Annotated in this window: 18 protein-coding genes and 2 pseudogenes; 8 read left to right on the plus strand and 12 right to left on the minus strand. The window is 70.6% G+C overall.

What is annotated here, in order from left to right:
* From IGS69_RS01145 to IGS69_RS01175, 7 genes are all read right to left on the minus strand, one after another.
* Positions 1–480, minus strand: a complete 480-nt coding sequence (locus IGS69_RS01145) for an SRPBCC family protein (protein WP_190896060.1) — start codon at positions 478–480, stop codon at positions 1–3.
* 1 nt (position 481) lies between these two features.
* On the minus strand, positions 482–736 hold the full coding sequence (locus tag IGS69_RS01150; RefSeq protein ID WP_190896062.1) for an acyl carrier protein: 255 nt from the start codon (positions 734–736) through the stop codon (positions 482–484).
* A gap of 33 nt (positions 737–769) precedes the next feature.
* Positions 770–2,023, minus strand: coding sequence for a beta-ketoacyl synthase N-terminal-like domain-containing protein (locus IGS69_RS01155; RefSeq protein ID WP_190896064.1), 1,254 nt, complete (start codon positions 2,021–2,023; stop codon positions 770–772).
* Entirely contained in the window at positions 2,020–3,288 is a 1,269-nt protein-coding gene (locus tag IGS69_RS01160; protein ID WP_190896066.1) for a beta-ketoacyl-[acyl-carrier-protein] synthase family protein, read from the minus strand. Before IGS69_RS01160 ends, IGS69_RS01155 begins: the two co-directional genes overlap by 4 nt.
* Positions 3,285–3,728 (minus strand): cupin domain-containing protein, encoded by a 444-nt coding sequence (locus IGS69_RS01165; RefSeq protein WP_232543404.1) that lies wholly within the window; start codon positions 3,726–3,728, stop codon positions 3,285–3,287. Before IGS69_RS01165 ends, IGS69_RS01160 begins: the two co-directional genes overlap by 4 nt.
* Before the next feature lie 68 nt (positions 3,729–3,796).
* The gene (locus IGS69_RS01170; RefSeq protein ID WP_190896068.1) at positions 3,797–4,954 is read right to left on the minus strand and encodes a SchA/CurD-like domain-containing protein; all 1,158 of its coding nucleotides are present in this window, start codon (positions 4,952–4,954) and stop codon (positions 3,797–3,799) included.
* 277 nt (positions 4,955–5,231) lie between these two features.
* Positions 5,232–6,890, minus strand: a complete 1,659-nt coding sequence (locus IGS69_RS01175) for an FAD-dependent oxidoreductase (RefSeq protein ID WP_190904335.1) — start codon at positions 6,888–6,890, stop codon at positions 5,232–5,234.
* 254 nt (positions 6,891–7,144) lie between these two features.
* Here IGS69_RS01175 and IGS69_RS01180 point away from each other — a divergent pair, with 254 nt between their 5' ends.
* Positions 7,145–7,981: an ATP-grasp domain-containing protein gene (locus tag IGS69_RS01180; protein ID WP_190896070.1), complete on the plus strand. Its 837-nt coding sequence runs from the start codon at positions 7,145–7,147 to the stop codon at positions 7,979–7,981.
* Positions 7,982–7,997: 16 nt separating this feature from the next.
* Positions 7,998–8,210, plus strand: a pseudogene (locus IGS69_RS01185) (coagulation factor 5/8 type domain-containing protein); the annotation flags it as partial.
* On the opposite strand, the gene IGS69_RS01190 reads toward IGS69_RS01185, so the two are convergent.
* The gene (locus tag IGS69_RS01190) at positions 8,201–8,791 is read right to left on the minus strand and encodes a dihydrofolate reductase family protein (RefSeq protein WP_190896072.1); all 591 of its coding nucleotides are present in this window, start codon (positions 8,789–8,791) and stop codon (positions 8,201–8,203) included. The pseudogene IGS69_RS01185 and the gene IGS69_RS01190 overlap by 10 nt on opposite strands.
* Before the next feature lie 261 nt (positions 8,792–9,052).
* Between IGS69_RS01190 and IGS69_RS01195 the strand changes: the two genes are divergently transcribed.
* On the plus strand, positions 9,053–9,724 hold the full coding sequence (locus IGS69_RS01195; RefSeq protein ID WP_232543405.1) for a pyridoxamine 5'-phosphate oxidase family protein: 672 nt from the start codon (positions 9,053–9,055) through the stop codon (positions 9,722–9,724).
* Between the two features lie 128 nt (positions 9,725–9,852).
* On the plus strand, positions 9,853–10,740 hold the full coding sequence (locus IGS69_RS01200; protein WP_190896074.1) for a universal stress protein: 888 nt from the start codon (positions 9,853–9,855) through the stop codon (positions 10,738–10,740).
* A 4-nt stretch (positions 10,741–10,744) separates the two neighbouring features.
* Here IGS69_RS01200 and IGS69_RS01205 read toward each other — a convergent pair whose 3' ends face one another.
* Positions 10,745–11,770, minus strand: a complete 1,026-nt coding sequence (locus IGS69_RS01205) for a 6-phosphofructokinase (RefSeq protein WP_190896076.1) — start codon at positions 11,768–11,770, stop codon at positions 10,745–10,747.
* Positions 11,771–12,028: 258 nt separating this feature from the next.
* Between IGS69_RS01205 and ppk2 the strand changes: the two genes are divergently transcribed.
* Positions 12,029–12,832: a polyphosphate kinase 2 gene (gene ppk2 / locus IGS69_RS01210; RefSeq protein WP_190896077.1), complete on the plus strand. Its 804-nt coding sequence runs from the start codon at positions 12,029–12,031 to the stop codon at positions 12,830–12,832.
* A 76-nt stretch (positions 12,833–12,908) separates the two neighbouring features.
* Here the strand turns inward: ppk2 and IGS69_RS01215 are convergent, their stop codons facing one another.
* Both IGS69_RS01215 and IGS69_RS01220 read right to left on the minus strand, forming a co-directional pair.
* Complete coding sequence (locus IGS69_RS01215; RefSeq protein WP_190896078.1) at positions 12,909–13,343, minus strand: VOC family protein; 435 nt, start codon at positions 13,341–13,343, stop codon at positions 12,909–12,911.
* 94 nt (positions 13,344–13,437) lie between these two features.
* Positions 13,438–13,731: a hypothetical protein gene (locus tag IGS69_RS01220; RefSeq protein ID WP_190896079.1), complete on the minus strand. Its 294-nt coding sequence runs from the start codon at positions 13,729–13,731 to the stop codon at positions 13,438–13,440.
* Positions 13,732–13,838: 107 nt separating this feature from the next.
* Between IGS69_RS01220 and IGS69_RS01225 the strand changes: the two genes are divergently transcribed.
* A complete protein-coding gene (locus IGS69_RS01225) occupies positions 13,839–16,436 on the plus strand; it encodes a hypothetical protein (protein ID WP_190896080.1) in 2,598 nt (865 codons plus the stop codon).
* 205 nt (positions 16,437–16,641) lie between these two features.
* Positions 16,642–16,785: pseudogene (locus tag IGS69_RS01230) on the plus strand (dienelactone hydrolase family protein); the annotation flags it as partial.
* A 144-nt stretch (positions 16,786–16,929) separates the two neighbouring features.
* Here IGS69_RS01230 and IGS69_RS01235 read toward each other — a convergent pair.
* Positions 16,930–17,226, minus strand: coding sequence for a hypothetical protein (locus IGS69_RS01235; RefSeq protein ID WP_190896081.1), 297 nt, complete (start codon positions 17,224–17,226; stop codon positions 16,930–16,932).
* A 92-nt stretch (positions 17,227–17,318) separates the two neighbouring features.
* On the opposite strand from IGS69_RS01235, the gene IGS69_RS01240 reads away from it, so the two are divergent.
* Positions 17,319–17,717, plus strand: a complete 399-nt coding sequence (locus IGS69_RS01240) for a nuclear transport factor 2 family protein (RefSeq protein WP_190896082.1) — start codon at positions 17,319–17,321, stop codon at positions 17,715–17,717.
* The last annotated feature ends 25 nt before the right edge of the window (positions 17,718–17,742 follow it).

Raw genomic sequence — 17,742 nt, forward strand, 5'->3', positions numbered from 1 at the left:
TCAGCGGGTCAGACCGGGACTCGCACCGCGTTCGGCGGCGATCTTCTCGATGCGGTCGCGGATCAGACCCATCTGCACCTTCGAGTTCCGGTTGATGTTGTCCGTCATCCACTCGTCGTCGACCGGCGCGTCCGGCTTCATCGCGAAGTCCTGCGTCCAGACCATCCGTGTGCCGGCCGGTACCTCCTCGTACCGCCAGTGGATGTTCATGTGGTCGAAGGGACCCGTCTCGACGCGGCGGGCCTTGACGGTGAGCGTCTCGCGGTCGGGCTCGCGCTCGGAGACCCAGCTCCACACGGTGCCGTTCTCGTCCGGGTGCATCGTGAGCCGGAAGGTCGTCTTGTGACCCTCCCGGGAGATGATCTCGACCGAGGCGTACTCGCTGAACAACTGCGGCCAGTTCTCCAGGTCGTTGGTCACCTCCCAGACCAGGTCCAGGGGTGCGGCGATGGTGATCTCGTTCTGCGTGTGTCCGGTCATGTCACGCTCCTGCCAGAAGGGCACCGTTGACGAGGTCGAGGAACTGCCGGGGCGTCTTGGAGCGTTCGGCGTCGGTGGGCATCGGCGTGCCGTAGCGGTTCTCCAGCTCGCCGACGATGCCCAGCAGGCCCAGCGAGTCGACGCCGAGCTGCTCGAAGGCCGTCCCGTCGCCGCGGAGTTCCTCCGGAGTGACGGTGACACCGGTGCATTTCTTCATGAGTTCGGCGAGTTCTTCCACCGTGATGCGGTCAGTCATGTCATGTACCTTCCTTGCCTGTTCCGCGGCGCCTCAGGACGAGGCGCCGGTGGCGCCGTGCCGCAGCACCAGCGCCGAGTTCGAACCCATGAGCCCGCGGCTCAGCACCAGTGCCGTACGTACCTCGGCGGTACGGGCCCGGCCGGTCACGAGGTCGAGGTCGTGGCAGATGTCGAAGACGTTGGGGGTGGGCGGGATCAGACCGTGCTCCATCGAGAGCACCGCCGCCGCGACGTCCATCAGCGGCGCCGCGCAGTAGCCCCGGCCGATCCCGGTCTTCGGCGCGGTGACGGGCACCCGGGTGCCGTGGGCCCCGAGAGCGTCGGCGAGGGCCAGGGCCTCGGCGCGGTCCGCCCGCGGTACGCCGAGGGCGTCGGCGAAGACCACGTCGATCTCCTCCGGGGCGCAGTCGGCCTCCGCCAGAGCGCCCCGGACGGCCTGGGCGAGCCCTTCCCGGGACTCCTCCCAGCGGGAGGCTCCCGTGAAGGTCGCCGCGTGTCCGGCCAGGTGGGCCCGCACGGGCGCGCCCCGCTCAAGGGCCGTGCCCTCCGTCTCCACCACGACCATGGCGCCGCCCTCGGCGGGCACGAACCCGCAGGCCGCGGAGGTGAACGGGCGGTAGGCGCGGGTCGGGTCGTCGTCCGTGCTGAGTTCCTCGTAGCCGAGCTGGCAGACCACCGAGTAGGGCGCGATCGGGGCCTCGGTCGCGCCGGCCACGATCACGTCGGTGCCGCGCCGTACGGCTCGTGCCGCATGGGCGAGGGCGTCCAGGCCGCCGGCCTCGTCGGCCGCGACGACCGAGCAGGGCCCCTTGAAGCCGCGCCGGATGGAGATCTGGCCGGTGCTCGCGGCGTAGAACCAGGCGATGGACTGGTACGGGCCGACGAAGCGGCTGCCCTTGCCCCACAGTTGCTGGAGTTCGCGCTGTCCGAACTCGCCGCCGCCGGAACCGGCAGCGGTGACCACACCCACGGAGAACGGCACCTCGTCGGTCATGGACCGGGGGAGCCGGGCGTCGTCCAGCGCGAGGTCGGCCGCGGCCATCGCGAAGTGCGTGAACCGGTCGGTCTGGACCAGGAAGCGCTCCTCGATCGCCGCCGACGGGTCGAAGTCGCGGACCTGGCCCGCCACCCGCAGGGGCAGCTGCTCGCAGCCCTCCCGGGTGACGCGGTCCAGGACGCTGATGCCCTCCCTGGTGGACTTCCAGAAGGTCTCGGTACTGGATCCGTTGGGCGCGACCACGCCGATTCCCGTGACGGCCGCGCGCCGTGGACGAGGTTCGCTCATCGTGACTTCTCCCTCGGCCGGTTCATGACCACCGCGGACTGGAACCCGCCGAATCCGCTGCCCACCGAGAGCACGCTGTCGAGCTTGCGCTCGCGGGCCACACGCGGGACGTAGTCCAGGTCGCACTCGGGGTCGGGGGTCTCGTAGTTCGCGGTCGGCGGTACCACCTGGTGGGTCAGGGCCAGCACACAGGCGACGAGTTCGATCGCTCCGATGGCGCCCAGGGAGTGGCCCACCATCGACTTGATGGAGCTCATGGGGGTCTGGTAGGCGTGCGGTCCCAGGACCCGTTTGACCGCGGCGGTCTCGTGGCGGTCGTTCTGCTTGGTGCCCGAGCCGTGCGCGTTGACGTAGTCGATCGCGGTGGGATCGAGCCGTGCGTGGTCCAGGGCGTCCTCGATGGCGCGGGCCATCTCCAGTCCCTCGCTGGTCAGGCCGGTCATGTGGTAGGCGTTGCCGAAGGTGGCGTAGCCGCCGATCTCGCAGTACACCCGGGCACCGCGGGCCCTGGCGTGCTCCAGCTCCTCCAGGACGAGTACGGCGCCGCCCTCGCCCATGACGAAGCCGTTGCGGTCGGCGTCGAAGGGGCGTGAGGCGTGCGCCGGGTCGTCGTTGTTCGGGGAGGTGGCCTTGATGGCGTCGAAGCAGGCCATGGTGATCGGGGAGATCGGCGAGTCCGAGGCGCCGGTTATGCAGATGTCGGCGCGGCCCTCCTCCACGGTGTGGAAGGCGTACCCGACCGCGTCGAGCCCGGAGGTGCAGCCGGTGGACACGGTCTGCACCGGGCCGCGGGCTCCGAACCGCTCCGCCACCGTCGAGGCGAGCGAGCCGGGTGTGAAGGCGCGGTGCAGATCGGGGCCGGCTTCCCGGTGGTCCACGTCCCAGCGCTGTCCGTGGTGGCTGACCAGGACGTAGTCGTTCTCCAGCCGGGTGGTGCCGCCGACCGCCGTGCCGAGTGAGACGCCGACCCGCCACGGGTCCTCGGCGGTGAGGTCGACACCGGCGTCCCGTATCGCTTCGTCTCCCGCGACCAGGGCGAACTGGATGTAGCGGTCGCTTCGTTCCACGTCCCGCTGGTCCAGGCCGTGGGCGGCGGGGTCGAAGTCGCACTCGGCGGCGATGCGCGAGCGCAGACCGGAGGGGTCGAAGAACGTGATGGCCCGTGTCGCCGTGCGTCCGGCCGCCAGGAGGTCCCAGAACGCCGGCACGCCTATGCCGCCGGGAGCGACGATACCTATGCCGGTGACCGCCACTCGCCTCGTCATGACCGGACCTGACGTCGTTCGGCCGCCTCCGCTCCCACCGCTGCGGACTGGACGTCGGTCTCCTCGGTGTCGACGTGACCCAGCGGCGGACTCGGGGCCAGGGGGCCGAGGTGGAAGACCAGCCGGGCCTCCACGTCGCCGACGTTGCGGAAGCGGTGGCGCATGTTGACGGGGATGAGCAGCCCCTGCTCGGGCTGGAGCGGGTGCGGCTCTCCGTCCAGGTCCACCTCGAGCTGCCCGCACACCACGTACACGAACTCCTCGGAGTACGGGTGGTAGTGCTCACCGATGCGGTCACCGGGCTCGATGAGGGCCACGCCCATGAATCCACTGGTGGCGCCCACCGCGGCCGGAGTGAGCATGGCGCGCAGGTCACCGCCTCGCCGGCGGTTGGGCTCGACGTCGCTCAGGCTCACGATGTTGGGACGGGATGTGATCACGGGTTCCTCCGTTGAGGTGCTGCACCGACGCGGGAGAGGCGGCACCGCCTCTCCCGCCGGATGGCGGATCAGGCGTCGGGCGACCGGCGGTCGGTGACGAGATCCATGCGCGCCAGTTCGAGCAGGCGCGCGAGGCTGCCGTCCTTCGACGCGACCACGTCCATGCCCGCGGTCTCGTCCAGCAGCGTCGTCAGCTCGGCCACCTGTGCCGAGTCGGACAGGCCGAGGATCTGGCCGGGGTCGGCCGCCTCGAGTCCGCCGTGCACGTCGATCAGCCGTACGACGACGTCGTCGCGCTGGAAGATCGTGCTGCGCAGGACGGGGCTGCGCGGGTCGTCGGCCGCCGTCTCGTCGCGGTGGGCCAGGAGTTCGGCGAGCTGCATCCCGCGTTCCGGCCGCGCCGGGTAGTACAGGGCGTACCGCTCGGCCTGCGCGTTCGGCCGCTCCGCCATCACGTGGTGGACGGCCGGCAGCGCGGCCCTGGTGAAGAAGACCCGGGCGGACTCGGGGTCGCCCAGGTCCCGGTCCTGCTCCAGATGAGGGTTGATGGCCTCTTCGACGGCCCGTACTTCGGGCTGCCGGGCGACGTGACGCAGCGCGGCCAGCAGATCGCCCCGCACCTCGACGGCCCGCACCACCCGGTTGCCGTGCATGAACAGCGAGGTGCGGCACAGGCGCGTGGTGTCGTCGACCTTGGGCTCGGGCGAGTCGTAGTCGGCGAGGATCTTTGCGACGATCTCCTCGCTGCCGGGCTTCACGGTGAAGGTGAGCGCGTGCCGGATCACGCCGTCGCCGATCCTGGGCGCCGTCTGGAGCCTGCGTGCCTCCGGGTCGGTGCCCGCCGCCGGGCCGCCGGTCTCGCGGACCACGTGGAAGCGCAGTGACCGGGTGTCGCGGACGCAGCTGTGCAGCGGCTCCACCATCCGCACGTGCTCTTCGCTGTTGACCCAGGCCAGGAAGGGCGGGGCGCTCTCCCACTCGCTGGTGATGAGCCACTGGGACGGGTTCTCGATCGACTGGCACAGCTGGTCGCTGACATGCCCGGGCACGGACGCGACCTGATTGCACAACTGTTCGTAAGCTTCGAGGAACTGGTGCTGGGCCCCGTCGTGGACGTCGACCAGGAGGACGACACGCAGCCGGGAACCGTCGAACACGGACTGGGAGACATGGTGCGACGCCTGTCGCGCACGCGAACCTTCCACCCGTTCGGACGTGGTGGTCATCCCGCACATCTCCTTCGCGGAGGGGAAAGTGAGCGCCGGCCGCGGTGGTGCGACGTCGGCGTTCCTCGATCCTGTGGCCGTCCCCGCGCATCGCGCGACTCGGACGGCGTACGCGAGTGACGGGTGCGGGGCGGCCGGTACGAGAAGAGCCCGGACGGATCAGGCCGATCCGCGCGGCAACGGACTGCCGGGCACGCTCGCCCGCACAGGTGACGAAGACGGCGGCGGGACGGTCGGCCTTCCGCGGGCCGACCGCCCCGCCGGTGCGCCGGAGCTCTCAGGCGACTGCCAGCGCGGTCCTCAGGACCTGGTGCAGCACCGCCTCGGCGTCCGGGTCCGGCCCCTGGGACCGCCATACGACGAATCCGTCGGGCCGGACGAGCACCGCGCCTCCGGGGCCCGTGCCGTGGCGCTCGGCCCAGTCGGCGTCGTCCTCCGGCACCAGGTCCGCCTGTGCTTCGCTGCCCACCCGGTACGACGCGAGCGGGAGGGACAACTTGTCGGCGAGACGAACGGCTGCCTCGTGCCACTCGTTCGGCTCAGCGGCGTCACTGAGCAGCACGAGGGACCGCTCGTACAGGTCGAGCGTCGAGAGCCGTTCGTCGCCCCGGCGCACCCACAGGTGAGGCGCCCTGCTGCCCGGTCCACCGCTCAGGTCGAGGCGCTCGGGCACGACCGGGACCGCCGGATCGGCGCCGACCACGGCACCCTGCGGGTAGCGGTAGCCGAGGGCCACGTTGAGGATGCCCTTCTGGGGACCGCCGCCGCCCGCCGCGGGGGGCGGGGCGAATCCGGGGTGGCTGTGCTCGGCCGACCGGGCCGCGGCCCGCGCGCTGGTGGCCTCGGCCACGGGGCGTCGTTCGGCGTCGTACGTGTCCAGCAGCTCCTCCCCCGCCCAGCCGTCGAGCACGGCGGCCAGTTTCCAGGCGAGGTTGTGCGCGTCCTGGATACCGGTGTTGGAACCGAAGGCCCCGGTGGGGGACATCTCGTGCGCCGAGTCACCGGCCAGGAACACACGTCCCGACCGGTAGCTGCGGGCGACCCGCTGAGCTGCGTGCCAGGGCGCCTTGCCGGTGATCTCCACGTCGAGGTCGGCGACTCCGACCGCCCGGCGGATGTGCTCGACGCAGCGCTCGTCGGTGAACTCCTCCAGGGTCTCCCCGTTTTCCGGGTGCCAGGGGGCGTGGAAGACCCAGTTCTCGCGGTTGTCCACCGGCAGCAGGGCGCCGTCGGCGTCCGGGTTCGTCAGGTAGCAGACGATGAAGTGACGGTCCCCCACGACGTCGGCGAGACGGCGGGAGCGGAACGTGAGGCTGACGTTGTGGAACAGGTCGCCGGGTCCGCTCTGGGTGATGCCGAGTTGTTCGCGCACGGGGCTGCGGGGGCCGTCCGCGGCGACGAGATAGTCCGCGCGGATGGTGGTGTGCTCACCCGTCTCGCGGCTCTTGACGACGGCGGTGACACCGGTGGAGTCGCTCTCGAACGACAGCAGCTCGGTGGCGAAGCGCAGATCGCCTCCGTGCTCGCGGGCGTGGTCGAGCAGCACCGGTTCGAGGTCGTTCTGGCTGCACAGGCACCAGGCGCTGGGGCTGAAGCGGGCCAGGCCGCCGCCCGGGTCGATGTCCCTGAACAGCCACTCGCCCGCGTCGCCGACCAGGGTGGGTGCCTGGAGGATGCCGTGGTTGACGGCCAGGGTGGCGGCCGCGTCCTTGATCCCCTGTTCGACACCCGCCACCCGGAACAGTTCCATGGTGCGGACGTTGTTGCCGCGGCCCCGCGGGTGGATGGAGGTGCCCGCGTGGCGCTCCACCAGCATGTGGGGCACGCCCAGCCGTCCCAGGAACAACGAGGTGGACAGGCCGACCAGGGAGCCGCCCACGATGAGGACCGGGACGCTGAGGGTGTGGGGGCCCGTCCGTCCGGCTCGTTCGTTCATCACTCTCGCCTCCAGCGCATCGATGCCGCCGACCCGGCCGGATACGGCGGAGATCCTCATGCATGCCCCGGGAAGCTGACGGCGGCTCAGGCTTCACCCGCCTGCGTCGTGACACGGGCGGGTCCCGGTGGCCCGGGGGCATGCGCACGGCCGCCACGGACGTCACCGGTCCGGCGATCGGGGGAGCGAACCCGGCACGGTCCGTTGCCCGGCGGCGTCAGTAGATTGGTGGCCACCGACCCAGGAGAAGACCCGTGCCCGGCCGCCCCCGCGTTCTGTTCGTGACCGACCTCGCCTACCCGGCCCGGGGGCGGCGCTACGGCGACGAGGACGTCTTCCTGTCGTCGCGGCTGCGCAGGGACTTCGACCTCGCGCTGTGCCACCCGCTGGACGCCGCCGCCCTCATGGACTCCTTCGACGCGGTCGTGGTCCGCAACAGCGGTCCGGTGCTCCACTACCAGCGGGAGTACGACGCCTTCCGGAACCAGGCCGCGGCGCGCGGCACCCGGGTCTACAACCCGTTGTCGGGCCGGGCGGACATGGCCGGCAAGCAGTACCTGCTGGATCTGACGGCAGCCGGATACCCGGTCATCCCCACCGTCGGCCGGCCGCGGGATCTGCACCTGCTGCCCCCGGCCGAGCAGTACGTGGTCAAGCCGAAGGCGGGGGCGGACTCGATCGGCCTCACCGTCGTCCCCCGGGACGGGCTGGACGGCCTCACCTACGGTGACGTGCTGATCCAGCCCCGCGTCGACTTCCGCTACGAGGTGTCGTTCTACTACGTCGACGACGCCTTCCAGTACGCCCTCCACGCCCCCGATCCCGAGCGGCGCTGGGTCCTCGAGCCCTACCTGCCCACGGAAGCCGACCTCGGTTTCGCCCGCCGCTTCATCGACTGGAACACCCTCGACCACGGCATCCAGCGCGTGGACGCCTGCCGCACCCGGGAGGGCGACCTGCTCCTGGTCGAGTTGGAGGACCTCAACCCGTACCTGTCCCTGGACCGTGTCGACGCCCCGACCCGCGACGCCTTCGTCGCCGCCATGACCAGCTCCCTCCACCGGTTCCTGGACGTCTCGCCGCGCGTTTAGCCGGCCCCCGGGTTGGGCGTACGGACTGGGCAGCTACTGCTTCTTCAACGTCAACCCGTCCGTCACCGCCGAGCACGCCTTCGAGGTGCCCGACAACCCGAACGTGCGCTTGCGGAACATGGTCACCGTCTCACTCGGCGGCACCGGCACGATCCGGCACGTCATCAACGACCGCGGCGGCCCGTCGAACTCCTCGACCAACGTGGCGAACCTGGTGAGCTACCCGTGAGGCGCCGCGCCGGGTGGCCGGCGGACCACGCGGTGGCGAAGGTAGACGACGCGTGAGCTGAAGGGGCGGGTCTCGACGAGTTCGAGATCGACCCGGCGTTCGTGCCGGGGGAAGTAGGGAATGCCGCCGCCGACCAGTACCGGGTAGACCAGGGTCCGGTACTCGTCGATCAGGCCCGCCGCGGCCGCCTCGGCGGCCAGGGTCGCGCCACCGATCGCGATCTCCCCCTCCCCCGGCTCGGAGCGCAACCGCTCGATCTCCTCCGCGACATCGCCGGAAGCGAGGCGGGCATTGCCCTGTACCTCCGACAGCGTGGTGGAGAACACCACCTTCGGGAGCGGCTTCCACAGCGCGGCCCACTCCAGCTGTGTGTCGTCGAGCGAAGCGTCCTGATCGGCGGTCTCCCAGTACAGCATCGTCTCGTACAGCCGTCGTCCCAGCAGGTGGACGCCGACCCCCCGGATGTCCTCGTTCCAGAAGCGAAGGATGTCCTCGTCCGGCCCACCCCAGTCGAAACCGCCGTCCGGGCCGACGATGTAGCCGTCGAGTGAGACGTTCATCGAGTAGGTCACGCTGCGCATCACAAGCCCTCCTCGGGGACGGGTTCCACCGTACGACCGCCGACGGCGCAGGGCGGATCGCGACGCACGGCGTCGCCCACGGCAGAGGGTTCAGCCGCTCCTGCCTCCCGCGCCGGAACGAGGGAACGGTCTGCTCTACCCTCATGTGCGTGGCCGATCAGTGCTATTCGGCCTCCGAGGGGATCGGCAGAGTCATCAGCGCCGGAGGACCACCGGAGCTGGGCTCGAAAACAGGCGTTGGCCCGCCTGTCAGGAGGACCGTTGCACCAGGACCAGCGGGCGGACCGGCCCGGCAGCCACGGAGAGCACGAGATGCAGCGCGCGCTGGGCACCACGAGCCGCGCCGACCGCTTCTACGACGAACAGGTACTGGACCGGCTCAACCCCAGAATGAGGGAGTTCGTCGCCCGCCAGGAGATGTTCTTCCTCGCCACGTCCGACAGCACCGGGCAGTGCGACAGCACGTTCCGGGCCGGCCCGGCCGGTTTTCTCCGCGTTCTCGATGACACGACCCTCGCGTATCCGGAGTACCGGGGGAACGGCGTCATGGCCTCGCTGGGCAACATCCGGGAGAACCCACACGTCGGCCTGCTGATGGTGGACTTCTCCGTGGACCGCATCGGGCTGCACGTCAACGGCCGGGCCCACCTGGTCACCGATGACACCATGCGCCGCAGCCATCCCGAGCTGCCCGCCGATCCGCTGCCCGGCCGCCGCCCCCAGATGTGGGTCGAAGTCGAGGTCGAAGAGGCCTACATCCACTGCTCGAAGCACATACCGAGGCTGGTCAGAGCACCTCTGCGCCCACAGAGCACGGAAGAGCACACCACGGCCGCCGTCGGCGAACAGGCCTGGGGCACGGACGACGTCAGACGCAAGGGCGGCGACTACTTCGAGGCGGCGAACTCGAAACACGACCAGGCCGTGCGGTGACCTGCGGCGGGTCATGATCAGCCACCGGCGGTCACCGGTCCGGGCGCCGTAGCCGTCCCGTCGTGGAACAGTGGAGAGGGGCATGGGCCGGGAGCCCGCCAGGGTGCGGGCGGAGTGAGGAGGCCGGGATGCGGCTCCCTGTGCTGGTGGGCATCGACGGGTCCGAGCGCGCCGCTGCGGCGGCCGACCGGGCGGCACGGGAGGCAGCGCTGCGCGGCGTTGCGCTGCGGCTGCTGCACGCGTCTCCGCAGCTGCCCGGAGCCGTCGTTCCGGGTCCGGCCCTGCACCGGCTGCGCGACATCGGCGCCCAGTGGCTCCAGCGGACGGTCGCGGACCTCGCCGACCGTCACCCGGACCTCCGGGTGGAGAGCGTGCAGTCCGACGACGCGCCGGCCGAGGCGCTCGTCGCCGCGGCAGGTGATGCGGCGCTCCTCGTCGTCGGCATGCGCGGAACGGGCGGGTTCGAGGGGCTGGCGGTCGGCTCGGTGGCTCTGCGGGCGGCGGCAGCGGCCCCCTGCCCCGTCGTGCTCGTCCCGCACCGCCCCGGCACCGTCGCGGAGCAGGGTCCCGCAGCGCACGGCACCGGCCGGATCGTCCTGGGCTTCGACGTGCACCGGCCGGTCGGTGAGGTGGCCGACTTCGCGTTCGCGGCGGCCGATGCTCATGCCGCCCGACTGCACGTGGTGCAGGCCTGGGCCTTTCCCGCCCAATCCGTCTCGTCACGGAGCCTGGTGGTGACCGAGGAGGACCGGGCGGACTGGGAGGACCAGGAGGTTCTGCGGCTGGCCGACGTGCTGCGGCCGTGGCAGGAGAAGTACCCCGGTGTGACCGTCGGCAGCGATCTCATGCTGCTCCGTCCCGCGGAGGCGCTCCTGAACGCCTCCGGGGGTGCGGACCTGGTCGTCGTGGGGCGCCGAGCGGAGCCGCGGGCGGCGGAAGGCCGTCTCGGGCCGGTCGCCCACGCCGTGCTGCACCACGCCCGCTGCCCTGTGGCGGTCGTCCCGCACGGAGGGTGACCGCTCAGCCGTAGAAGGCTTCGAACTCGTCGTACAGCGACGGGTCCACCACCTTGTTCCGCGCGGTGGTGTCCGCGAGGGGGACGCGGACGATCCGCGTGCCCTGCAGGGCGACCATGCTGCCGAAGTCGCCTTCCTCGACCGCGTCGATGGCATGAAGGCCGAACCGGGTGGCGAGCCACCGGTCGAAGGCGCTCGGTGTGCCGCCGCGCTGGATGTGGCCGAGGACCGTGGTGCGGGCGTCCTTCTGGGTGCGGGCCGAGATCTCCTGGGCCAGCCACTCTCCGATGCCGGACAGCCGCACATGGCCGAACTCGTCCAGGGACTGGTCCTTGACCATCAGCTGTCCCTCCTTGGGGACCGCCCCTTCGGCCACGACGACGATCGGCGCGTAGTTGATCTCGAACCGGCGTTTCACCAGCTCACAGACCTGATCGATATCGAAGGGCCGCTCCGGGATGAGGATCACGTTGGCGCCGCCCGCGACGCCGGCGTGCAGCGCGATCCACCCCGAGTGCCGCCCCATCACCTCCACCACGAGCGCGCGCATGTGTGACTCCGCGGTGGTGTGGAGGCGGTCGATGGCCTCCGTCGCGATACCGACGGCCGTGTCGAAACCGAAGGTGTAGTCGGTGCCCGAGACGTCGTTGTCGATGGTCTTCGGCACACCGACGAGGTTGATCCCCTGCCGGCTCAGCTCCGTGGCCGCCCCCAGCGTGTCCTCGCCGCCGATCACGACGAGCGCGTCCACCTCGTGCGAGGCGAGGGTGTCCTGGACCCGTCGCAGCCCGTCCTCGTGCTTGAACGGGTTCGTGCGGGAGGATCCGAGGATGGTCCCGCCGCGCGGGAGGATCCCCCGGACACTTGAGATGTCCAGCGGAACGACGTCGTTCTTGAGCAGGCCGAGCCAGCCGTCCCGCACACCGACGAAGTCGAACGCGTACTCCTGGACGCCCTTGCGGACGACACTGCGGATCACCGCGTTGAGGCCGGGACAGTCACCGCCGCCGGTCAGTACTCCGACCCTCATGGGCTTTCTCCCATCCGCTGCGCACCTCGTCCGTCCGCTCGCGCCGCTCACGGCGCCCGGAGACGGCAGCCGGTCCTCGGACCGCCACCTCCCCTCCAGCCTCCCTCGATCCGATCGGCGGTGGCCACTCGGACGGGCCCGTACGACGACGGTTCCGTGCCGTCACCGCCGGCGCAGCGGCACGTCGTGCGCGGGCCCCGGCAGGACAGTACGGTGCAGGAACGGAGGCCCGACGGCACCGCGGCGTGCGGAGGCGGCATGACGAAAGAGCGTGCGGCGAGGGTGCCGCGCAAGGCGTACGAGAAGGAACTGCTGCGCCTGCAGACGGAGTTGGTGAAGCTCCAGGAGTGGGTGCGCACCGAGGGTGCCCGGCTGGTCGTCGTCTTCGAGGGCCGGGACGCGGCCGGCAAGGGCGGGACGATCAAGCGGGTCGCCGAACACCTCAACCCCCGTGGCGCGCGGATCGCGGCACTGCCGAAGCCCACCGAGCGCGAGCGCACCCAGTGGTACTTCCAGCGGTACGTCGAGCACCTGCCGGCCGCCGGGGAGATCGTGCTGTTCGACCGGTCCTGGTACAACCGGGCCGGTGTCGAGCACGTGATGGGCTTCTGCTCGAAGGAGGAGTACCAGCTCTTCCTCCGCCAGTGCCCGATCTTCGAGCGGATGCTGACCGAGGACGGCATCCTGCTGCGCAAGTACTGGTTCTCGGTGAGCGACACCGAGCAGCAGGAGCGCTTCCGCCGCCGTCTGGAGGACCCGCTGCGGCACTGGAAGCTCTCGCCGATGGACCTGGAGTCGATCAGCCGCTGGGAGGCGTACTCGCGGGCGAAGGACGAGATGATGGTGCACACCGACATCGCGGAGGCCCCGTGGTACGTCGTCGAGAGCGACGACAAGCGCCGCGCCCGGCTGAACATGATCGCCCACCTGCTGGAATCGGTGCCGTACCACGAGGTGCCGCCGCCCGTACTGGAACTGCCGGACCGGCCCCCGTCGGCCGGCTACCAGCGCCCGCCGCGTGACCTGCAGACGTACGTCCCCGACCACGCGGCCCGGCTCTGAGGCACCTCGGATCCCGGCCCTCCGGTCATCGCCCCTGCCGGTGGGCCTGCGCCTCGGCGAGGAGGAGGTAGCGTCCTCAGTCGAGGCAGAACTCGTTGCCTTCGATGTCCTGCATCACGATGCACGACTCGTTGTCCTCGTCGGCGGGCAGCAGTCGCTCGCGTACCGCGCCGAGTGCGACCAGTCGTGCGCATTCGGCCTCGAGCGTGGCAAGGCGCTCGTCGCCCACGAGCCCGGTGCCGACCCGCACATCGAGGTGCACCCGGTTCTTGACGACCTTGCCTTCAGGAACGCGCTGGAAATACAGGCGCGGACCCACACCCGTGGGATCAAGCGCAACGAACCATGCCCCTCGCTCCTCGGACGGCAGCGAGCGGTTGAAGTCGTCCCAAGTGGTGAAACCCTCCGGCGGCGGCGGTACGACGTACCCCAGCACCTCGCACCAGAAGCGGGCGACTCGCTCTGGTTCCGCGCAGTCGAAGGTGACTTGGATCTGCTTGACCGATGGCATCGGGTCACCATAGCAAGCAGCCATGGCAGCCAATTCGGGTTTTTGATCAGGGTGTTGACGCAGGTAGGGCCCACCGCCGTGCGGGCTCCCACCATCAGGCGCTGGCGTGCCGGCGCCAGGCCGTCCTCCGGGGAGCGGCATGGTGCACGGGCTCCTCCGCACGGTCGGCCCGCCGACGCCTCAGCCACAGGGCGGTCAGGCCCAGCAGAACGGCGAAGACCACCAGGAACGCCACCGACACCCACATCGGCCGGCCCCCGGGGTCGTCCCATCCCGCCGATGCGGCCGAAGTCGCCCACAGGACGGCACCGCCGGCGTAGAAGGTGCGCATCCGGCGCAGCTGCCGCAGGGCTCGTACGGATTCAACGTGATCGGTTTCCGAAGCCATGCCGACGCAGGTACCCCGGAACGCGCTCCCTATCAGCCTCGCCCTCAACTCCTGTGAGAGGCTGCTATGGAAGGGCCGGGGCGTCCGGCCAGGGGGTCGGGGGGCCTGTGAACGACTTTGACCGGATCTTCGAACCTCGGTACTCGGCGACCGAGTTGTTCACCAATCGTGTCGACGAGTACACGGCCTTCGCCACGGCACTTCGTGTGCACGGCGAGCGCATCCGTGCCGGATCCACGGCCTTGGGGCATCCCGCTCGCCGGAACGTCCTCTCCTTCTACGGCATCGGGGGCATCGGCAAGACGGAGCTGTCGCGGCGCCTGGAGTCCTGGGCGCGGGGCGAGTTGCCGGACCCGGGTGACTGGTCGGGGAACGTCCCGCCCGAAGGTCCGCTGCACTCGGTGCGGATCGACTTCCACGGAAGCCGGGTCGTCAACGCGGTGGACATCGTGCTGCGGCTGCGCGCGGCGGTCGCCGCTCGGGGACGTCGCTTTCCCGCCTTCGACCTCGGCCTCGCCGCCTGGTGGTCACTGGCCCGCCCGGGAACGGCGCTGCCGGACCTGTCCGCCGGTGGTTTCGACGTCCGGGGGCAGATCACGGATACCCTCAATGAGACGCTCAGCGATGCCGGGGCGAGTTTTGGACTGGGTCCCCTCACCGTCCGTACCGGGATCCGCATCGTCGAGGCGGTGCGGGAGAACCGGCTCCGCAACCGCACGCTGCGCAGGTGCGAGCCGCTCGTCCACATCATGAACCAGGCCCAGCAGGACCCGTCGGACTACGTCGCCGCGACGCTCGCCGGGCTGTTGTCATGGGACCTGGAGAACCTCGCTGCCGACAAGCGGCCGGTCGCGGTCGCCTTCGCCGATGCCGCCGAGTACGTCCAGGGTGACGACCGCGCCCAGGAGCGGCTGTTCAACCGCATCGTGCACCTCACGCCCGGTGTTCTGTGGGTGGTCACGTCCCGTAACCGGCTGGACTGGGATGCGCCGCACCTCAACCAGCTTCTGCCCGCGACCGGCCCGCAGACCTGGCCCGGTCTGCGGCTGGAGACGCAGGAGGATCCCCGCCAGCACCTCGTCGGCAAGCTCTCCGACACCGACGTGGAGCAGTACCTGCGCGCCGCGTCGGGGACGGCGGGCAATCCGGAGCTGGCCCCCGAGGTGATCGCGAGGATCCGCAGCGGTGCGCACGGCCTGCCCCTGTACCTCAGCCTGTCGCTGTCCATCGCCCGGGCCGGGCAGGGAGATCCGCTCACGGCGGCCGCTTTCGGCGGGCCTCTTCCGGAGCTCGCCACTCGCGTCTTCGCCAACCTGCCGGAACGGGAACGCGAGCTGGCGCGTGCCGCCAGTCTCGTCCCTCGCTTCGACGAGGACCTCATCAACCAGGCCACGGACGGGCTGATCGGGGACACGCACCGGTTCTGCCGACGCACGCTCGTGACCAGGGACGACCACCCGCTGTTCCCCTACCGGCTGCACGACGCGGTCCGTGCGGCCATCGCCCACGAGTCGGTCGACGAGCCCGGGGCCTGGGCACCCGACGACCGCACGGCCATGGCCCGGCGGCTGGTGGAAACGCTCGGACGGCGCAGCAAGTCCCTTCTGGGGGACAGCAACCGCCGGCTGGACGTACTGGAGCTCGCGGCCGGCCTGTGCGCGGACCACGACCTGGTGGCGCCCTGGCTGGCCGACGCCCTCACCGATCTGCCGGGGTTCGCCAGGACCGCGGAACGGCTGCCGCCTGCTGCGCCCGGCAGCTGGATGGGGCAGGTGTCCGGCATGTTCGAGGCATGGCGCCACGGGAGGGCCGGGTTGCGGCGGGTCGCGTGCCTGGAGGAGTTCCTGGAGGGGCCGCTCCGGGCCGACGTCCGGGCCCTCGCACAGCTCCGGCTGGCCTATCTGCACAGGACGCGCTCCGCGTTCGGCCCGTCCCTGCAGTTGCTGAAGGGTCTGCTGGCGGAGACTCCGGAGTCGCAGTTCCTGCGCTACCAGGTCGCCCGCGCGCTGCAGATCAAGGGAGACTTCGCCGACCTGCATCAGCATCTGTCCGACTACCCCCTCGTCGATCCCACCACGGCACTGCGTATCAAGAGCGACCTGGCCTACCTCCGTGGCCTCCTGGACGAATCGGTCGTCGGGCCCGTGACCCGCGCCGCCTATCTCCGCGAGGAGGGCAAGCACCAGTTGGCGCTGGACAACGACGCGACCGTCCTGTGGCGCAGAACTCTCGTGGGCCGCAGCACGCCGGACGAATGTGATGCCGTCCTCTCCGAGGCCGACCGGTACGGCGAGACGCTCACCATGCGCACGGCCCTCGCCGCCAAGCTGATCTGTCTGGCGGGCGACGTCTCCGCGGCCCAGGACGTCATCGCCCAGTCCGACAGCGTCATCAGGACCGCCTCGGGCCTTCGGGGATGGCGCGAGTGGACGAGCAGAACTGTGTTCGGCCTGCGCCAGGGCGACCGTGCCTACCTCGATCAGCTCCATGAGACGTGGCTCTCGAGGAACACACCTTGGAGCCTCAACTCACACGTGGTCGACCGCTTCTTCGTGTTCGCCGGCTACCCGGCCCGGTACGGCCCCGTCCAGGTCATCCCCACGGAGGATCCGGACACGGCAGATCGACGGTGGCACGTCACGATCACGTCCCTGCTCGAAGACCCGCAGCGTCAATCCGGTGGCCCGAGCGGGTACATGGCCTGACTCTGCCGGTGTTCCCCGTCCCGGACGATGAGTTCGACCGCATCGTCGGCACTCGACCGCATCGCCCGTACTCGACTGCATCGCCCGTATTCGACCGGACGTCGACGAAACGTCGTCGACAACGGTCACCGCGGTAACCGATCATGCGCTCATGCCGTTGCGAGACACCCTTGCCCGAGTGGATGCAGACCTGGCCGCCGGTCGGGGCGTCGAGCACACCTCCGAGATCTACCCCGGCACGGCCCACGGCTTCACCATGTCGGACACCGATGCCTTCAACCCCTCCGGGCTGCGGCGCCATTGGGACCGTCTGCTCCCCCTCCTCGCACGCACGCTGGCCCCGAGCTGAAACACGGACCGGGTGCGAGGTCCAGGCCGCGCTCACGGTCCACTCCTCGTCCGGGTCGAGCGTGGCGTGCACCGCGAGTGTGCCGTCGAAGGGAATCCCGGCTGGGACGGTGATCTCCTCGGTCCCAGTCCCGCATCGGCACCCTCAGGGGCAGTCCCCTCGGTGGTGGAATCGGTACGTCACCCCTGGGCCCGGCGCACGCGGCTCGCCGGGGCCGGGATCGTACAGCGCGCGTCCGCCGGGGAACTGCCCGAGTTCGGTGGGGAGTGCGGCCCCCGCGCCGAGCTCGTCCGGCGTCCAGCCCGTGACGTCCAGCAGCAACCCGTCCAGCGGCCCTCCGACGAGGTGGGCATAGGTCTTCCCGGAGCGGGGTCCCGGGTCGGGGTCGTCGTGGTCATGGCCGTAGACCCGGCCGCGCAGCAGTTGCTCGTCGCCGTTCATCCGTCCAGCGTTGCAGCCACCACTGACAACGGAGGCGCGTGCCGTCGGCCGAAATCGTGGGCCCCGTGTGCAGCTGGGCCCATGATGAGGGCATGACCGACTGTGACGATTTCCTGGAGTGGGTCAGGACGGCCCTGTACGAGGCGGAGCTCGCGCTGCACAACGGCGATGCGGCTCCCCGCCGGGCGCTCTGGTCGCGCAACGAACCGGTGAGTGTGCTGGGGGCGTGGCGGAACGCCTACGGGCAGCAGGAGCTGGACGAGCTCTTCACCACCCTCGGCAGGAGCTTCTCCGACTGCACGTCGTACGTCTTCGAACTGCGGGCGTACGACGTCGCGGGCGACATGGCCTACACGGCCGGGCTCGAGCACACCTCCGCCTCCGTCGACGGAGTGCCGCGCACCTACACACTGCGGGCCACTCAGGTGTACCGCCGTGAGGAGGGCGAGTGGACGGTGGCCCACCGTCATGGCGACCCGGTGACCGGGTGAGCGTGCCGGGTGGTTCCCCGTTGCC

It is taken from the genome of Streptomyces tuirus, from assembly GCF_014701095.1.
GTDB classification, from domain to species: Bacteria; Actinomycetota; Actinomycetes; order Streptomycetales; family Streptomycetaceae; genus Streptomyces; species Streptomyces tuirus.

Bases quoted from the DNA above. Each gene is read 5' to 3' on its own strand.
- IGS69_RS01160 (WP_190896066.1), bottom strand. From the start codon at position 3,288: ATGACGAGGCGAGTGGCGGTCACCGGCATAGGTATCGTCGCTCCCGGC.
- IGS69_RS01220 (WP_190896079.1), bottom strand. From the start codon at position 13,731: ATGGCTTCGGAAACCGATCACGTTGAATCCGTACGAGCCCTGCGGCAG.
- IGS69_RS01170 (WP_190896068.1), bottom strand. From the start codon at position 4,954: ATGACCACCACGTCCGAACGGGTGGAAGGTTCGCGTGCGCGACAGGCG.
- IGS69_RS01205 (WP_190896076.1), bottom strand. From the start codon at position 11,770: ATGAGGGTCGGAGTACTGACCGGCGGCGGTGACTGTCCCGGCCTCAAC.
- ppk2 (WP_190896077.1), top strand. From the start codon at position 12,029: ATGACGAAAGAGCGTGCGGCGAGGGTGCCGCGCAAGGCGTACGAGAAG.
- IGS69_RS01200 (WP_190896074.1), top strand. From the start codon at position 9,853: ATGCGGCTCCCTGTGCTGGTGGGCATCGACGGGTCCGAGCGCGCCGCT.
- IGS69_RS01190 (WP_190896072.1), bottom strand. From the start codon at position 8,791: ATGCGCAGCGTGACCTACTCGATGAACGTCTCACTCGACGGCTACATC.
- IGS69_RS01235 (WP_190896081.1), bottom strand. From the start codon at position 17,226: ATGAACGGCGACGAGCAACTGCTGCGCGGCCGGGTCTACGGCCATGAC.
- IGS69_RS01155 (WP_190896064.1), bottom strand. From the start codon at position 2,023: ATGAGCGAACCTCGTCCACGGCGCGCGGCCGTCACGGGAATCGGCGTG.
- IGS69_RS01215 (WP_190896078.1), bottom strand. From the start codon at position 13,343: ATGCCATCGGTCAAGCAGATCCAAGTCACCTTCGACTGCGCGGAACCA.
- IGS69_RS01145 (WP_190896060.1), bottom strand. From the start codon at position 480: ATGACCGGACACACGCAGAACGAGATCACCATCGCCGCACCCCTGGAC.
- IGS69_RS01240 (WP_190896082.1), top strand. From the start codon at position 17,319: ATGACCGACTGTGACGATTTCCTGGAGTGGGTCAGGACGGCCCTGTAC.
- IGS69_RS01150 (WP_190896062.1), bottom strand. From the start codon at position 736: ATGACTGACCGCATCACGGTGGAAGAACTCGCCGAACTCATGAAGAAA.
- IGS69_RS01175 (WP_190904335.1), bottom strand. From the start codon at position 6,890: ATGAACGAACGAGCCGGACGGACGGGCCCCCACACCCTCAGCGTCCCG.